Origin of the sequence: Yersinia rochesterensis (assembly GCF_003600645.1) — a bacterium.
GTDB classification, from domain to species: Bacteria; Pseudomonadota; Gammaproteobacteria; order Enterobacterales; family Enterobacteriaceae; genus Yersinia; species Yersinia rochesterensis.
Genome location: NZ_CP032482.1, coordinates 2,646,231 through 2,662,266, shown reverse-complemented (window position 1 = coordinate 2,662,266; position 16,036 = coordinate 2,646,231). Strand labels below are relative to the sequence as shown.

Genomic DNA, 16,036 nt, shown 5'->3' with positions numbered 1-16,036 from the left:
ATCAGCCCTGGTTAAACCAGTTCAGCCAACGTAATGGCCATGGCCAACGGTGTCTGTCTTGCGGATTGACTTGTGAGATTCGTTCTTGAATTATACCCAATAAGCTAGGTTGTTGCTCATCGGCATAAACCACGCCGGTTAACAACGGTAATGCTTCTGCGGCGGTATCAACAGCCCATAAATGGAACTGGCCTTGCTGCACCGCATCAATCACTGCTTGATTCAGACATAAATGGCGGACATTAGTGGCAGGTAAAATAACCCCCTGATTACCCGTTAGCCCGCGGCGCTGACAAGCTTCGAAGAAACCTTCGATCTTTTCATTCACACCACCAATAGGCTGCACATTACCAAATTGGTCAACAGAACCTGTAACAGCGATTTGCTGATTGATCGGTTGTTGTGAAAGGGCGCTGATCAGCGCGCAAAGTTCTGCCAGTGATGCACTATCGCCATCAACTTCACCATAAGATTGTTCAAAAACAATCGAGGCGGAGAAGGGCAGTGGCTGATCAAGTTCCAGTTCTGAAATCAAGAACGCCTGCATAATCATCATGCCTTTAGCATGAATATTACCGCCTAATTCAGCTTTACGTTCCACATCAACAAATTCGCCATCGCCTAAATGGACCACACAACTGATACGTGCTGGTTCACCAAAGGCGTAAGGATGCCCAGGATATTCCAATACTGACAGACCATTAATCTGGCCAACAACCTGACCTTCGGTTTCAATCAGAATTTGCCCAAGCTCTATTTCATCTTGCATCCGTTCAGCGAGGTAACTATTACGCCAATCACGGGCATTCAGCGCAACTTCTAGCGTATTGGCTGTGATGGTGTTCTCTTCGGCATAGAGTGCAGCCTCTGCCAGTTGGCTAGTAAGCCATTGCGGACATAAAGGCAGGCTTCCTTGATCACCGCTATAACGCACCGCTTGACGGAATAGCACCGGCCAGGCATCAGCAGATAACGAAGGTAACTGTTTCTGTTGCAACAGCGAATTAATATAACCGCACCACAATGTCATGCCATCAATATCGACCAGCGGCAGCTCGACTTCGAACTCGCCGTAAATAGCCAATTCGCCTAGTTCAGGTTCCATATCGTGGAAATCAGCCAAACCAAGACGATCGCCAACTAGAATCAAGCGCAGGTCCAGTGGCATTGAGGGGATATGTACTGGTAGAGGACGGGTTTCATCAGGCGACAACCAGTCGAAGCGCTGTTGAACTATCATCTGTTTCAGGCGCAGCCACATCAAAGGTTGAGCTTGTAATACCCGTACCGACAAGATCAATACACCACCATTAGCTTGATGCACTAAACCGGGTTGTAGATTTATTTGATCTTTATGCCATCTGACACAACCAAACAGTTGTTCGGGTTCGACCCATTCTTGGTAGAGACAGCGTGAAACTGCCGCAAAGGGTTCGTCACCGCGTTGAGCGGGTTGCCAACTGACCTGGTGGCCATGCACGAGGTAGTCTCCGCCAAACAGGGCTGAAGCATCAGGCTGGAGCTCTTTAACAGCTTGAGCGATCAATGTCAGATACTCAGTGCTTTCCTGTGCTTTGATCAGCATAAAACGCGGACGTGACTGTGGATGACAGAATAGCGTCATGCCATTTTCGAGCCGCGGTTGAATCGCCGAAAAAGAAACAGGCTCCAACTGGGAAGCTGTAGCAAATAACGCTTCATATGGCGCTGTGTTCGGCAGCAGCGACTGCCATTCAAGTCTGTTATTGGTCAAAGTGATAGATGCAATCGTCAAAAAGGGAAAGGGCGATTATACAAGAATAAAGCAGGCTGCATATATGTAGAGTAGCAGTTGGTGGCAAGGAGTAAGATATCGGTAGTGTTTCGTACAAAAAACAATCTAATCATGTGCTTTTAGTAGGGTGAAATTCTGCGTAAAACTGTTATGCTTAAGTTAAGTTACGCGGTCACTGAAGAGTTCAGAATGAAATATCAGCAACTGGAAAATCTAGAAAGTGGTTGGAAATGGACCTATTTGGTTAAAAAACACCGTGAAGGTGAAGCCATTACGCGCCATATAGAAAACAGTGCGGCTCAGGATGCTGTCGAGCAGTTGATGAAACTGGAAAGTGAACCAGTGAAAGTGTTGGAGTGGATTGATATTCACATGAATGTGCAACTGGCTAACAGGATGAAGCAGACTATCCGTGCCAGGCGTAAGCGGCATTTTAATGCGGAGCACCAACATACTCGCAAGAAATCAATCGATCTGGAGTTTTTGGTGTGGCAACGTTTGGCGGCCTTGGCAAGGCGTCGAGGCAATACTCTATCAGAGACTGTTGTTCAGTTAATTGAAGATGCTGAGCGTAAAGAGAAGTATAAGAGCCAGATGTCATCGTTGAAACAGGACTTGCAGGATATTCTCAGTAAAGACATTTGATATGACTAGGTGTAACTCAATATTAACGTAGCTAAAATACTGCAATTAAGAAAACAGGATATGACTCGATTTTTCTTAATTGCATGATAAAAAAAACCCCGCAATGCGGGGTTTTTTACGAAAGGAGTAAACTTAAGCCTGTGGCTGAGTTACAACTTCTTTGTAGCCTTTAACTTCGATCTCTACGCGACGATCTGGTGCCAGGCACTCAATCAGAGCAGCACGTGGTTTCACGTTGTCACAGGTGTTGCCTGTAACTGGGTTTGCTTGGCCTTCACCGCGAGCGGTGATTTTGTCAGCAGGGATACCTTTAGAAACCAGGTAATCACGTACGCTGTCAGCACGACGCTGAGACAGAGCTAAGTTAGGAGCTGGTTGACCGATACGGTCAGCGAAGCCCAGAACAACTACAGAACCGTCTTTAGGATCGATAGAGCTCAGCTGTGAATACAGTTGATCCAGAGCTTGCTGGCCTTCTGCTTTCAGAGTTGACTTGTTGAAAGCGAACAACACGTCTGATTTCAGAGTGAAACGCTTAGTGTCAACAACTGGAGCTGGAGCTGGTGCTGGAGCAACTACTGGAGCTACTGCATCTTCCTGACCGAAACGGTAAGAAACACCTACGCTCAGCATGCCGTTGTCTGGACGAGCACCAACGGTAGCTTTATCACCGATGTTGCTAACCCATTGGTATTCCATACGGGTTGCCCAGTTCTTGGTCCATGCGTATTCAGCACCCAGAGCTACCAATGGAGAAACACCGGTGTCATGGTTGTTCAAACGTGTGCCAGAAGCTGCGTTAAACGCGCTGGAGTCTGCACGCCAAACCATACCACCCAGACGGGTGTACAGGTCCAGGTCCTGAGCAATTGGGTAGCTCAGTTTTGCAGCCAGTTGAACGCCTTGTGCTTTAAAGTCGCCGTTACGAACGTCGCCTTTGTAAGGCATACGGCCAAGCCAGTCGTATCCCATTTCAAAGCCCAGGTATTGGTTTGCTTGGTAACCCAAGAACGCACCAGCACCTAATTGGTCTTTATGAGTTGGACCGTCATTGCCTTGGTCGCCATAGATACCGCCAGTGCCAGTATTTTGATACTGAGACCAGCCCAGTTTGCCACCGGTGTACCAGGTGTTATCTTTCGGTGCGGCTTGCGCTACTGTAGCGAAACCAGCCAGTGCCACTGCTAATGCGATAGCTGTCTTTTTCATTTTACGCCTCGTTATCATCCAAATAGGCAATGAGCTTTAAAAGCTAAGCCCTTGGTTAAAATTCTTCGTCAAGGTTTTAACGCTCCCGTTAATTACGCTGCCAGTATAATTTGGCGTTTTAGAGCAACCTTGGCGATGTAAAGTCTACAACGTGGCGAGAAAGTTACAAGTGTGATGTGATATTCTGACTGAAAAAAAACCGAAATTGTGCATAATCTTTAACGATTTAGCCGTAAAAAGGCTCTTTTTGTAGACGTTATTTTCTACTGTAAGCCGCATTCTGACTCGCTTTATGTCGATTTATCAGGAGTAAGCCCTAAATATTGTAATAATTCATGGGATAAATCCTAAATTTACTTAATGATACAAAGAAGAATGAATTTTTAACGTTGCGCACTGTCCTTGATCGAGTTTTGTGTCTTCTAAAGGACGCATAACAAACCCATAAGCGTTCCCTAATTTTGCCGCCAAACGCAATCTGATGCGGTCATTTTCTGACAACTCGGGTAGCCAACCAAGAACAACACTGTAATTTCCTGTTAACAGCGCTTTTTCCATAGCATCAACAGTTGATAATGGATTGATTTGCCTCGCCTGAACGACTTTAGTTATTGGTAACCCCGATTGCTGTAGCCATAAACGGCTCAATTTCTGTTGTGGGGTTAACCATAGAAGCCATCGAGATTGTTTACCGAGCTGTTGTAATAAAGGAAGCAATAATTGTGCTACTACAGACTGGTTTTCACTGTACACAAGTTCACTGATAAGGCCACTATCCGTTTGAGTATCAACTCGTTGCGATACATCACGGGTAGCAAGAGAATGATGATTAGCATTATAAGGTTTTAGTGATTGAGTACGCATTATGAACCTCGCCTGTAGTGTGCTGTATGTATATACAGTAGTCACTGTTTGTTCGAAGATCAACTAAATTTTTACAAGATGCTTCGCATTATTGTGATGAAAATACATGAAAACTGATTTTGTGTTTGGCTCTGTTATCCATATTGCGTATTTTCTAATTAGTTGTTCCTCTTACACTTATTACAACTGGATAGGGACGTTGGATCGGATTTTTACTAAAGGAGTAGTGATGAAAAACATATCAGAGAATAAGATAAGACAAGCACAGAATCGCTTTGATTTTTTAGGGAAAATTACGGCTCGCTCACAATTTGGCGGTTATGGGTTGCTAGCCAATGGCATTATGTTTTCAGTGGTTTCTGAGGGGGAGCTGTATTTACGTGCAAATGACAGGGTTGAAAATTTATTTCGCGCCAGAGAAATGACCAATCTTGTTTATGCTAAGCGGGGGATTCCTATTTTATTGCGTTATTATTGGGTGGACTCTCTCTTGTGGGATGACGACCTCGCACTACGCCATTTTGTAAAACAGGCCTATCAAGGGGCTAAATCTGAAGTTTTAAGCAAAAAATGCCCGCCAGTTCGGTTGAAAGACTTACCTAACCTCAGTGCCAGCCTCGAGCGACTATTATGGAAAGTCGGTATCAAGAGTGTAGCGGAATTGAGGTTTGAAGGGGCTAAGCGCTGTTATTTGAAGTTGCGTACGTTGAGGTGTTCACTTGGCGTGAATGTTTTATTGGCTCTTGCTGGGGCGATCAGTGGCCATCACTATGCTGCGCTGCCCCTCATAATGCGCAGTGAACTTATTGAATGGTTTGAAATGCACATTCGAACAGATGATGTTTCACAATATGAAACAGCATAAAGAAGGGCCATTGATAGAAACTGGCCCTGGGTTCAATTAGCCAGTGTGGCCGATACGTTTATTGAGCTCACTGAGTTCAGGTAATAGTTCAAGCAATAAGCCAATCTGTTGTAATACCAATTGATCTTTGCTCTCCGGCTCAGGATTACAGCTCTGTAGCCGGGTTGATAAGCCGGCTAACACTTGCGCCATTTTTATACTGTCGGGTTGTTCTTGCTCAAGTGTACCTTCAACATAACAAATAGCATCGTTGAGCAACCTCAGCGTAGCTGTATTGGTCAGCTTTTCACGATGAGCGCCTAGCGCAGATATATAACTGAGCATAGTGTGGTTGAGACAAAGTAAACGAAATGCGGCTTCCTGAGTTTCTTTGTCGTTCTTGGGCTCTGCTGACATATTTGAAATGACGGAAGCCAATTCGGCATCGCAATTATGAGCATCACGGCGGGCAATACGGTAAGGCAAACTATTATCTCTACCTTGATAATATTGCACTAAGATAGCATCCAGATAGCGGCAGTTCGCATTAAGTGTTCTACGAACTACGGCGGGAAGTTGGCGGAATTTCCAGTCTGGCCAGATAAAACTCACCGCGACCCAGGCAATTGCGCAACCGAGTAAGGTGTCAAACACGCGGGGTGCAGCAACCTCAAATCCCTCTCCGAGTAAGTTAAAACACAACAAAACCAGCAACGTAATGAACATCGTCGCGTGAGCATACTGAACATTGCGGAAAGCAAAAAACAGCACGCCGGTAATGACAATTAGGATTAACTGGCCCTCAATGGAAGGGACGAAATAGAGGATTGGTAGTCCGATCAGGATACCCGCCAAGGTGCCAATGATGCGCAGCGCCAGGCGACGCCTGGTTGCATTGTAGTTGGGTTGGCAGACAAAAAGGCTGGTCAGTAAAATCCAATAACCGTGTCGCATGCCGGTCAGTTGAATAAATGCATAACCCACGCAGAGTACTACTGACATGCGGACAGCGTGGCGGAAAAGTGCGGACTGTGGGGTCAGATGGCGGCTGATCCGCAATTTTATATCGCTCCATCCGGTGATACGGTCGTCAGATAGGCGGCTTTCAGGTTGCGGCCCTTCAGCAAGGACTTGCTCTGATTCAATCCCCGCTAATTGGGCATCAATGGCCCGCAGGTTTTTGAGCAAATGGGAAAGCGCTTTAACTTGCGGCACATTCTCGTTTTGAGCTAATTCTCTGGCAAGGGCTGCATCCAGGAAAGTAAACGCCCGTTCGAAACGCGGGTCATGCTGATATTTCTGTCTCATGAGAATTGATTGCGACAGTTGCACACAAGCTCGGGATTGCATGTTCAGCAGACGTTGAAAGCGGAATAACACGTCGCTGTAGCGGAATTTTTCGCGCAATATTTGATATTGAACATGGGATGAACTGGCGCGTTCATGAATATCTTGCGCCACAAAATAATAGTGGAGGGTTCGTCGTGTTTCGCGCTGGCCGCGATCGCCTTTCAGCCGCGTAACAAGTGAGGTTTTGGCTTGATTCAGTGTCGAGACTAATGTGCTATTGGCCATTGCAACATCAATAAGCGGCTGGTTAACCTCAGATTCAATATCAGGATCAAATAGGTTGGCTTTTGCTTCCAGGTATTGAGCCAGGTGTTGATAGCAGCGGGCCAAATTATCCTGTAAGGGTCGGATAGGGAAAATAAGGTGTCCACATAGGGTCAGCACGTTATACCAGACGGCACCGAGTATCAGTAGCAAAGGTTGCTGATACCAAATATGGTACATCGAAGTGCCCAACATGGTGTAGATAGCAATTAACAAGGCACCAAAGGCGATAGTGGCATAACGTTGGCCTAAGGCGCCCAGCAAGATAAAGCCACAGGTTGAAAAAGTCAGGCCAAGGGCAAAGAGCCAAGGATAAGGAAATAACAGTTCAATAGAGGCTGATGCGATAAAAAAGCAAATCAGTGTGATGAATAGATTGCGCAACCGCCCAGCCAGGCGGTCATCAAGATCAGTTAATGCTGCGGCCACGACACCGAGAGTTAGGGGGATTGTCAGTTTGGGCTGCTCAATCCACCAAGGAACCGCCGTTACACCCACCAACGCGATAAAGATACGAACATGATAAAGCAGGCTGCTATTGTAGATATAACGGCGTAAACCAGTGACGAAAGTGAGCACAAAAAACCTCTAAAAACAGAAAATTCAGCGTTGCTGATACTGGCGTTGAGCATTAGCCATTCTTGCCTGTTGCGCCATTTCGACAGAAACGACACGGCGGCCTACTGGCCATAACGCAATAGCGGCAATCTTAAAATTGGCAATTCCGACGGGAATACCAATTATGGTGATACATTGCACAATTCCGGTTGCAATATGTGATAAACATAGCCACCAACCAAATAAAATAAACCAAACGATATTCAGTAAAGAACCACTGGCGGATAACAGAGGATTACTTTTTTCTGGGTATAATTCATTGACATGGATCGCCTCATTGCCATAAGGGAGAAATGATAACTTGGTAATCTCCCAGCAAGAGCGAGTTAATGGTAAGGTGAAAATCAGCATGACACTGACCACGGTGGCCAATAACCAACCCAATGTGGTGAAGAAACCACCTAAAACAAAATTAAGAATATTCAATACAGTACGCATAGTGATTAATCTACCTGGCTGAATAAAAACCGCAATGCGGGTGAGTGATAACTGGCGTTAGCTATTCTATACGCATAGCGCCGGTTAGTTTCCTTTGTTAACTATCGGATACCTGTTGTTTAAACTCAATTATTTTATTTACACTCCATCATGTTATTTCAATTCACTTAATACGAGTAATGGCGCGCAGATATGGAACTTAAAGCGACATCTTTTGGCAAGCATCTGGCTCAGCATCCCTATAACCGGGTTCGTTTGCTGAATGCGGGCATCGAAGTATGCGGTGATAAACATCAATACCTGATTCCTTTCAACCAGTTGGTTAACATTCAATGTAAGCGCGGTATTGTCTGGGGCGAGATGGAGTTTGAATTGCCGAATCAGCAAGTTGTGCGTTTGCATGGTACCGAATGGCAGGAAACGCAACGTTTCTATCATCATTTACTGGGCATCTGGCAGCAATGGAGTGAGGAGATGAGCCTGGTTTGTGTTGAGGTTTTACATAAACAAGTTGAATTAATTAAGCGAATTGAGCAGCAGGATAAATGGTTTAAACGCAGTGAGTTAAGTCAGGTGCAGGCGTCTATTCGCGAAGCTTTCACGTCATTGCCGATCCCGGTTCAGCGTTTAACCGAGTTTGATTCTTGCCGCGCCGATTATGAGCTTTGTTTGCGCTGGCTGGATCAAGGTAACCGCAGTGTTGATCGTCGCAATCAGCAATGGACTCATCGCATGTTGGAAGAACATCAAGATTTCTTCCAGAGCGTAGAAACTTCGCCCCTCAATGAGTCGCAAAGTCGGGCGGTCGTCAACGGCGAAGATTCGGTATTGGTGCTGGCCGGTGCTGGCAGCGGCAAAACCTCGGTGCTGGTTGCGCGAGCGGGTTGGTTACTGCGCCGCAATGAAACACTGCCGGAGCAAATTTTACTCCTCGCTTTTGGCCGTCAGGCTGCCGATGAAATGAACAGCCGCATCAAGCAACGGCTTGGTGTGGATGATATTCAAGCCAAAACTTTCCATGCACTTGCGTTGCAGATAATCCAGCAAGGTAGCCGTAAAATGCCAGTGATTAGTCAACTTGAATCTGACAGCCAAGCCAGACGGTCGCTGTTGATCAAACATTGGCAGCAGCAGTGCAGTGAAAAAAAGGCGCAGGCTAAAGGGTGGCGAGAATGGCTAACGGATGAGTTAGCGTGGGAAGTCGATGATGGCGAGTTTTGGCGTGATTCGCGCCTTGCAGCCCGACTGGCTGGGCGGCTTGAACGTTGGTTAGGGTTGATGCGTATGCACGGCGGTAGTCAGGCCGAAATGATTGAGCAGGCTGATGAAGAAGTGCGAGATCTCTTCCAAAAACGTATCCGACTAATGGCACCGTTACTGAAAGCATGGAAAGCAGCGCTGAAAGAAGAGGGGGCAGTTGATTTCTCCGGGCTGATTCATCAGGCTGTTAACTTGCTGGAAAAAGGGCGGTTTGTTAGCCCGTGGAAACACATATTAGTCGATGAGTTTCAGGATGTTTCGCCACAGCGCGCCATGTTATTGACTGCTTTGCGTAAACAAAATAAGCAAACTTGCCTGTTTGCGGTTGGGGATGATTGGCAGGCTATTTACCGGTTCAGCGGCGCAGAACTTTCTCTCACAACGGCTTTTAGCCAGAATTTTGGTGAGGGCGCTGAGTGCGCATTGGATACCACCTATCGTTTTAATGACAGGATTGGTGAAATTGCTAACCGGTTTATTCAACAGAATCCATACCAATTGAAAAAACCACTGAACAGCTTGAGTAAAGGTAATGAAAAGTCAGTGACTATTTTGCCGAATGAACAGCTGGAATCGCTATTGGATAAGTTAAGTGGTTTTGTTAAGGATGATGAGCGCATTCTTATTTTGGCCCGCTATCATCATTTGCGCCCAGCAATTTTGCAAAAGGTGTCCACCCGCTGGCCGAAGTTAACCATTGATTTTATGACGATTCATGCCAGCAAAGGTCAACAAGCAGATTATGTGATTATTGTTGGTTTACATTACGGGAGTGATGGTTTCCCGGCAGCGGCGCGCGAGTCAATTTTGGAGGATGTGTTGCTACCGGCCCCTGAAGATTTCCCTGATGCGGAAGAACGGCGTTTGCTGTATGTCGCCATGACGCGAGCAAAACATCAGGTTTGGCTACTACAAGATACGGCTAACCCCTCTGTTTTTGTTAATCAACTTAGCGAGTTAGGAGTGTCAACTCAGCGCAAACCCTAGAACGTCATTGCATGAAAAATTCACATGTGCAGTTTTTTGTTAAAAATAAAGCCCAGGGGTAATCCCCTAAATAATTCGAATTGCAGGAAGGCGGCAATTGAGCGACAAATCGGTCGGGAACCGATTTGAACAGCATTTATGCTGCCCATAGGGTGAGCCTCAGGGATGAGGCTCATTAGTCCCCAGGAGCTTACATAAGTAAGTGACTGGGGTGAACGAAGGCAGCCAACGCCCATGCAGCTTGAAGAATGACGAGGTATGGTATCAGTCCAGTTATCGCCCCCGAGCCTAATGATTATTTCAGGCGTTGCTGTAAGTAGCGCTCATAATCCGGTATTGCAATGGTCACTTCACTGCTAAATAAGATGGAGCCAATCAAGAAATCGGCGGTAGAGCGGTTGGTCGCGACCGGAATATTCCACACTGTCGCCAAACGTAGCAGGGCTTTGACATCTGGGTCATGTGGTACAGCATTGAGTGGGTCCCAGAAGAAAATCAAAATATCAATTTTCTTCTCAGATATCAGCGCTCCAACTTCCTGGTCCCCCCCCATTGGGCCACTGAGCAAGCAGCGGACATCAATCCCCGTTGCTTTCTGTACCAGGTTTCCGGTGGTGCCTGTTGCATAAAGTTCGTGCTGTGCCAAAAGATCTCTGTTTTCCATGACCCATTCGAGCAGAGATTTTTTGCAATGGTCGTGGGAAACCAGTGCAATGTGTTTACGTGCCGCAATAGTGCGGGTGGTGAGTTCCATCAAGTTTTCCTTCAATGTACCCGTCATACTTCAAGCTGCATGGGCGTTGGCTGCCTTCGCTCACCCCAATCACTTACTGGTGTAAGCTCTTGGGGATTCACTCAGTTGCCGCCTTCCTGCAACTCGAGTTATTTAGGGTATGAGTGCCAGCGGTTTGCAGACAGATTACTGAAATGGCGATTTTGTGCATAGGGGTAACGCCAAGAAATGCGAGGGGACAAGCATAACCTGATGTTTAAGAACGCCCTTGGTTCTACCTCACTACTTTGTGGATTGTTTTTTAGCCCACAGTAGAAAACGCTGTTGCGTTTCGGCATCGGTTTGTAGGAACCAATATTGCAGCATTTGTTCTGCTACATTCTCACCTTGTAAATTGGTCTTTTTCTGGGCGGTATTCGTGCCCGCAACTGCGATTGTTGTTCCCGGCACAGCACTCACCGGTGATGGCGGGATCTTGGCAAAAGACGGAACCGAAGCGCTGAATTGCCCGACGTTATAGGTGGCCATGGCTGTTTCAAGGGTTGTAGCAGTATTGAGATTATCCTGATGCAATACATCGTGGCGTACCGATAATGGCCGTCCGTTATCACCTATAAGCTGATATGTCGGGTTTTTAGAGAACTTGCTGGCATCTCGTTCAGTCTCGAGAGTGGGTAATTGTATCGCCACCGAGCTGATATTGCGGGTGTTAAATACCACCACTAATGGCGGGGAGGCATATAATATCTTCGGGTCAGCCGGAAGAGGTTTTGCAACTTTGAACAATATTTGATGCTGTCCATTATTTAATTCCAAGCTATCAGCCCCTTTGAGCAGGGATCCTGACATATTTTTACCATCGACCACCAACAGGTCAATTTCCGGCGCGAGTTTTAAGGTCGTGGCTATAGCGGAAGCACTACAGCTAACGGCCAGAATCCCTGCGACCACCAGACCAACTTTCATGTGCTACTCCTGAGGGTGATATCCGTTTATATTGTCAGACACGCTAGATTATGTGTCAAAGTCTTTCAGGTTGCCCATATTTATTTACTTTCTGAAACAATCAGTATAACTATATTGATGTTATCTCAATGAATTTTAAAGATTAGATAACCAATCTAACAGTTATTCCCACTATACCTATTACATCAAATCAATTAGACGGCGTTTATCATCATTTTTCTACATGATATACACTTGCTATCACCTGACATGTGTAAATCCATCTGGATGCAAATGGATTGAAATACTCTTTTAGCGCATCAGAGGAACTGAAAATGCACGATAAAGACATTGCTGACATTCTCCAACAGGTGAAGACAATTGCATTAGTGGGGGCAAGTGATAACCCTGCGCGGCCCAGCTATGGTGTTATGGCTTACCTGCTACAGCAGGGGTATCAGGTGACGCCTGTCAGCCCCAAATTGGCGGGGAAGACATTATTGGGTCAGCCGGTTTATGCTGAATTGGCCGACATCCCTTATCCTATTGATATGGTTGATGTATTCCGTAACACTGAAGCGGCATATGGCGTTGCGCAGGAAGCCATTGCTATCGGAGCCAAAGTGCTGTGGCTACAAATTGGTGTGATTAATGAGTTAGCGGCAACATTGGCGGCAGATGCAGGGCTAAAAGTTGTTATGGATCGCTGTCCTAAAATTGAAATTCCGCGATTAGGACTCGAGAAAGAGTAATTTTTCTATCCCCGTCATCTTTCAATATGCAGGGGTGTTGGCTGCTATCACTTACCCAACTCATTGAGTTATCTCAACTCCTTGGGTTCATTCTGTTGCCGCCTACCTGCAGCCCGAAATCTATTGGGTATAAAAAACCCGGCAACCAATGCCGGGTTTTATCAATCAGTGCAAAACTTAGTTGCGCAGGCGCGGAGCCTGTAATTGATGGCGGATAGAAGCGGCCAATTCATCTAATGAAGGTTGCTCCGGGTGAGCATCCATATCTTCATAAGTCAGCTGCGCTTCAGCCAGATAAGTATGTATCGGTTGCCCCTCATCATCCTCAATAACCACGTGATACCAAGGTGATGAACGCAAAGTATCATTATTTGCAACTTCATCAGGAGCTGGTGGCTCAAGAGAATATTCAGGATCGATATCAATCACTACACCCAAGTAGCCATGTAGGTTGTGGCGAACCTGCTGCCCAATACCGAATTTGCTGGCGATCATGATAACCTCCGGATAAACATTACGCTGCCATCTATATGAGGGCAGTGCAGGGCATTTCAAGTCACATTATCCGACACGCAAAGCCTTTCAGGTACAAACCCTCAGGATATGTCGCGATAACAGGGTGGTCCGCGGCCTGACGGAACTGCTCTATAAATTGTATATCATGGCCTGCATCTAATGCAGCATCGGCTAAAATTTTCTGGAATAAATCTATTGGCATCAAGCCCGAGCAGGAGAAACTTAATAAGATGCCGCCGGGGCGTAATAGCTGTATAGCTAACATATTAATATCTTTATAACCACGGCAAGCGCTGGCCAGTTGACTTTTATTTTCCACAAATTTCGGTGGGTCCATGATGATCATGTCAAATTTTTCCCCTTGTGCGCGGTAATTACGCAGCAATTGGAACACATCATCACGAATAAACTCGGTTTTGCTCAAATCTAACTGGTTCAGCTCGACGTTTTGTTTGGCAATATCCAATACTGATTGCGAGGTATCAACACTGATAACTTGCTGGCAATTCCCCATCAACGCCGCAACGGCAAAGGCCCCGGTATAAGAGAAGCAGTTCAGAACGCGGCGGCCCTCAGCATAATGACGCGCGGCGAGGCGGCTATCGCGCTGGTCTAAATAAAAGCCTGTTTTATGGCCTTGCTGAATATCGACTAGCAATTGCATTCCGTGCTCAGTGATAGGTAACAGTGCCGGGGGCATTTCGCCACAAACAGTGCCCTGAGTCAGCGGCAAACCTTCTTTTTTACGCACCGAAACATCGGAGCGGTCATAAATAGAGCATTCCGGGTAGCACTGTTGTAATGCGCTGACCAGCGCTGCGCGTTGATATTCAGCCCCTGCCGACAACAATTGCAATACCAGGAAATTTTGGAAGCGGTCAATGGTGATGCCCGGTAGGCCGTCGGATTCACCGGCAATCAGGCGGTAGCCATTCAAACCATCGCGTTGCGCCAACCAATCCCGCCAGGTTTGCGCCCGTTGTAGACGGCGAACAAAAAATTCACTGTCGATAACTTCATCTTGTTGGAACGTCCAGACTCGCGCCACAATTTGTGATTCAGGAGAGTAGGCGGCGCGGGCCAGCCATTTACCCTGACTATCAAGAACATCGATGGTTTCACCGGGAACTGCATTGCCTTCAAGGTGTTGTACGGCCCCAGAGAAAATCCATGGATGGCGACGAAGTAAGGATTTTTCACGTCCTTTAGCAAGAAATAGGCGCATTGTAATATTCTTATTAAATCAAAATAGTTGAAATTGATAAGTCATTATCAATCAAAATAAGGCCATTATGATATAGCAATATCATGCCGCTCACTACCACGGCGGCCTTGATATCTGGCGGCCATTGGGGCGATTCTGTGTCTTATGGGCGGGCATATTGTGTTCAACAGGGCGACTAAAAACTTTTTCACTACTATATTCATAGAGCTATATGTATTCATAGAGCTATAGTCTTCATAGAGCTATAGTCTTCATAGAGATATAGTAACTTTCTTTCTGCCAAATAGGGACAGCATCATGACGAATAAGCAAACTGACTTAGCACTCACAGAAAAACAAAAAGAAGAAATTGACGAGATTGCGTTACAGCGCGTCCAGGCAATGAACAGTGATGAGTTTCTGTGTAATAGCATTGACCAAAAAATTCACTCGATGGAAGAACAGGTTAAATCTTATTTCCAGTCGCGTTTTTCGTTCCACTTGAACCAAAAGAACGGTGATAAATAGATGCGGGGTTAATATGGCAAAAGTATGCACCGCGGCGTATGTCTATGGTGTGGTTCAAGGTGTAGGGTTTCGCTATAGCACGCAACGGCAAGCATTGGCGTTAGGGGTGACCGGTTATGCCCGCAATTGTGACGACGGCAGTGTAGAAGTGGTGGCTTATGGTGAACAACAGGCGGTCGAGCAACTGATGGCGTGGATTAAACAGGGCGGGCCACGGGGGGCGCGAGTTGATCGCCTGCTGACAGAGCCTCATCCTGCCACGCCATTTGAGACATTTAACATTCGCTACTAACCAACCCACCTAGAATATGGCCGCCAATTAAATACATTTCACCGGTTTTGGCAGCCCGGCAATTTTTGTCGCTTGCTTGGCTGGCCCCTTAGGGAATAAACGGTAGAGATAGCGGCTATTACCTTTTTCTTCGCCATATTTTTGCGCCATAGCTTTTACCAACATTCGGATGGCTGGTGACGTATTGAATTCCTGATAAAAAGCGCGCACAAAACGCACCACTTCCCAATGAGGTTCGGTGAGGGTAATGCCTTCTTGTTCAGCTAATATCGGGGCCAGAGCTTCACTCCAGTCTGCGCTATTTTTCAGGTAACCCTGAGTGTCGGTATCAATCCTGCGGCCTTCAAACTCCAACATACAACCTCGGTGGTTCAATCAATGAAACGGCTGCTAATTTAGCAAATATTTGCCGGTACCCCAAAGAAGTCTGTGCTGTTGCTGGGTAAAATGGCCTCTAGATAATAAATATTCGGAGCGGTTGTACAGTGAATCATCATCATGATGATTAATTCATCATTCGATAATCAGATGGCGGCTTTTTGGGCGATTAAACACGAACAAGCTTTACAAGCGGCGGAGCTGTGTTTATAGTTCGGCTCGTTGCGGAGGGGTGGCCGAGTGGCTGAAGGCAACGGTCTTGAAAACCGTCGACGGGTAACCGTTCGAGAGTTCGAATCTCTCCTCCTCCGCCATCATTTCTCTGTTTCTCCCGCTGATTATCCTTGCTTAATCTCCTGAAGTACCTCAATTTTATCGGTCATATTTATTCTTTCTGACATAACAAAACTAGCAAAGCCCGCCCACAAAATAGTG

At 46.3% G+C, this 16,036-nt stretch carries 16 protein-coding genes and 1 tRNA gene; 7 read left to right on the top strand and 10 right to left on the bottom strand.

From position 1 onward, the window contains the following. Position 1 precedes the first annotated feature (1 nt). Entirely contained in the window at positions 2-1,753 is a 1,752-nt protein-coding gene (locus tag DXZ79_RS12525) for an AAA family ATPase (protein WP_038632168.1), read from the bottom strand. 210 nt (positions 1,754-1,963) lie between these two features. On the opposite strand from DXZ79_RS12525, the gene matP reads away from it, so the two are divergent. Beyond that, positions 1,964-2,419 carry a macrodomain Ter protein MatP gene (gene matP, locus DXZ79_RS12520; RefSeq protein WP_038632170.1) on the top strand — a complete coding sequence of 152 codons (456 nt, stop codon included), beginning with the start codon at positions 1,964-1,966 and terminating at the stop codon, positions 2,417-2,419. A 132-nt stretch (positions 2,420-2,551) separates the two neighbouring features. On the opposite strand, the gene ompA is transcribed toward matP, so the two are convergent. Further along, positions 2,552-3,628, bottom strand: a complete 1,077-nt coding sequence (gene ompA / locus DXZ79_RS12515; protein ID WP_038632172.1) for a porin OmpA — start codon at positions 3,626-3,628, stop codon at positions 2,552-2,554. Positions 3,629-3,985: 357 nt separating this feature from the next. Continuing rightward, on the bottom strand, positions 3,986-4,492 hold the full coding sequence (sulA, locus tag DXZ79_RS12510; RefSeq protein ID WP_038632174.1) for an SOS-induced cell division inhibitor SulA: 507 nt from the start codon (positions 4,490-4,492) through the stop codon (positions 3,986-3,988). A 229-nt stretch (positions 4,493-4,721) separates the two neighbouring features. On the opposite strand from sulA, the gene DXZ79_RS12505 reads away from it, so the two are divergent. Then, positions 4,722-5,357, top strand: a complete 636-nt coding sequence (locus DXZ79_RS12505; protein WP_038632176.1) for a TfoX/Sxy family DNA transformation protein — start codon at positions 4,722-4,724, stop codon at positions 5,355-5,357. 36 nt (positions 5,358-5,393) lie between these two features. Here DXZ79_RS12505 and yccS read toward each other — a convergent pair whose 3' ends face one another. Both yccS and DXZ79_RS12495 read right to left on the bottom strand, forming a co-directional pair. Then, on the bottom strand, positions 5,394-7,529 hold the full coding sequence (gene yccS, locus DXZ79_RS12500; RefSeq protein WP_038632178.1) for a YccS family putative transporter: 2,136 nt from the start codon (positions 7,527-7,529) through the stop codon (positions 5,394-5,396). A gap of 24 nt (positions 7,530-7,553) precedes the next feature. Next, the gene (locus tag DXZ79_RS12495; protein WP_038632180.1) at positions 7,554-8,006 is read right to left on the bottom strand and encodes a YccF domain-containing protein; all 453 of its coding nucleotides are present in this window, start codon (positions 8,004-8,006) and stop codon (positions 7,554-7,556) included. A 192-nt stretch (positions 8,007-8,198) separates the two neighbouring features. On the opposite strand from DXZ79_RS12495, the gene helD reads away from it, so the two are divergent. Then, a complete protein-coding gene (gene helD, locus DXZ79_RS12490) occupies positions 8,199-10,253 on the top strand; it encodes a DNA helicase IV (RefSeq protein ID WP_120011305.1) in 2,055 nt (684 codons plus the stop codon). 295 nt (positions 10,254-10,548) lie between these two features. Here the strand turns inward: helD and DXZ79_RS12485 are convergent, their stop codons facing one another. Together DXZ79_RS12485 and DXZ79_RS12475 are read right to left on the bottom strand one after the other, a co-directional pair. Next, positions 10,549-11,007 (bottom strand): methylglyoxal synthase, encoded by a 459-nt coding sequence (locus tag DXZ79_RS12485; protein WP_038632183.1) that lies wholly within the window; start codon positions 11,005-11,007, stop codon positions 10,549-10,551. 261 nt (positions 11,008-11,268) lie between these two features. Next, positions 11,269-11,952: a DUF2057 family protein gene (locus DXZ79_RS12475; protein WP_038632185.1), complete on the bottom strand. Its 684-nt coding sequence runs from the start codon at positions 11,950-11,952 to the stop codon at positions 11,269-11,271. Positions 11,953-12,266: 314 nt separating this feature from the next. Between DXZ79_RS12475 and DXZ79_RS12470 the strand changes: the two genes are divergently transcribed. Continuing rightward, positions 12,267-12,683, top strand: a complete 417-nt coding sequence (locus DXZ79_RS12470; protein ID WP_038632187.1) for a CoA-binding protein — start codon at positions 12,267-12,269, stop codon at positions 12,681-12,683. Between the two features lie 177 nt (positions 12,684-12,860). On the opposite strand, the gene hspQ is transcribed toward DXZ79_RS12470, so the two are convergent. Together hspQ and rlmI are read right to left on the bottom strand one after the other, a co-directional pair. Further along, positions 12,861-13,178, bottom strand: coding sequence for a heat shock protein HspQ (hspQ, locus tag DXZ79_RS12465; protein ID WP_038632189.1), 318 nt, complete (start codon positions 13,176-13,178; stop codon positions 12,861-12,863). Positions 13,179-13,239: 61 nt separating this feature from the next. Continuing rightward, positions 13,240-14,430 carry a 23S rRNA (cytosine(1962)-C(5))-methyltransferase RlmI gene (rlmI, locus tag DXZ79_RS12460; RefSeq protein ID WP_172667597.1) on the bottom strand — a complete coding sequence of 397 codons (1,191 nt, stop codon included), beginning with the start codon at positions 14,428-14,430 and terminating at the stop codon, positions 13,240-13,242. Between the two features lie 291 nt (positions 14,431-14,721). Here rlmI and DXZ79_RS12455 point away from each other — a divergent pair, with 291 nt between their 5' ends. Continuing rightward, on the top strand, positions 14,722-14,931 hold the full coding sequence (locus DXZ79_RS12455) for a hypothetical protein (protein ID WP_038632193.1): 210 nt from the start codon (positions 14,722-14,724) through the stop codon (positions 14,929-14,931). Between the two features lie 13 nt (positions 14,932-14,944). Further along, entirely contained in the window at positions 14,945-15,223 is a 279-nt protein-coding gene (gene yccX, locus DXZ79_RS12450; protein WP_038632195.1) for an acylphosphatase, read from the top strand. 27 nt (positions 15,224-15,250) lie between these two features. Here the strand turns inward: yccX and tusE are convergent, their stop codons facing one another. Beyond that, entirely contained in the window at positions 15,251-15,580 is a 330-nt protein-coding gene (tusE, locus tag DXZ79_RS12445; RefSeq protein WP_050291280.1) for a sulfurtransferase TusE, read from the bottom strand. Between the two features lie 247 nt (positions 15,581-15,827). On the opposite strand from tusE, the gene DXZ79_RS12440 reads away from it, so the two are divergent. Beyond that, positions 15,828-15,915: transfer RNA gene (locus DXZ79_RS12440), tRNA-Ser, on the top strand. Positions 15,916-16,036 lie beyond the last annotated feature (121 nt).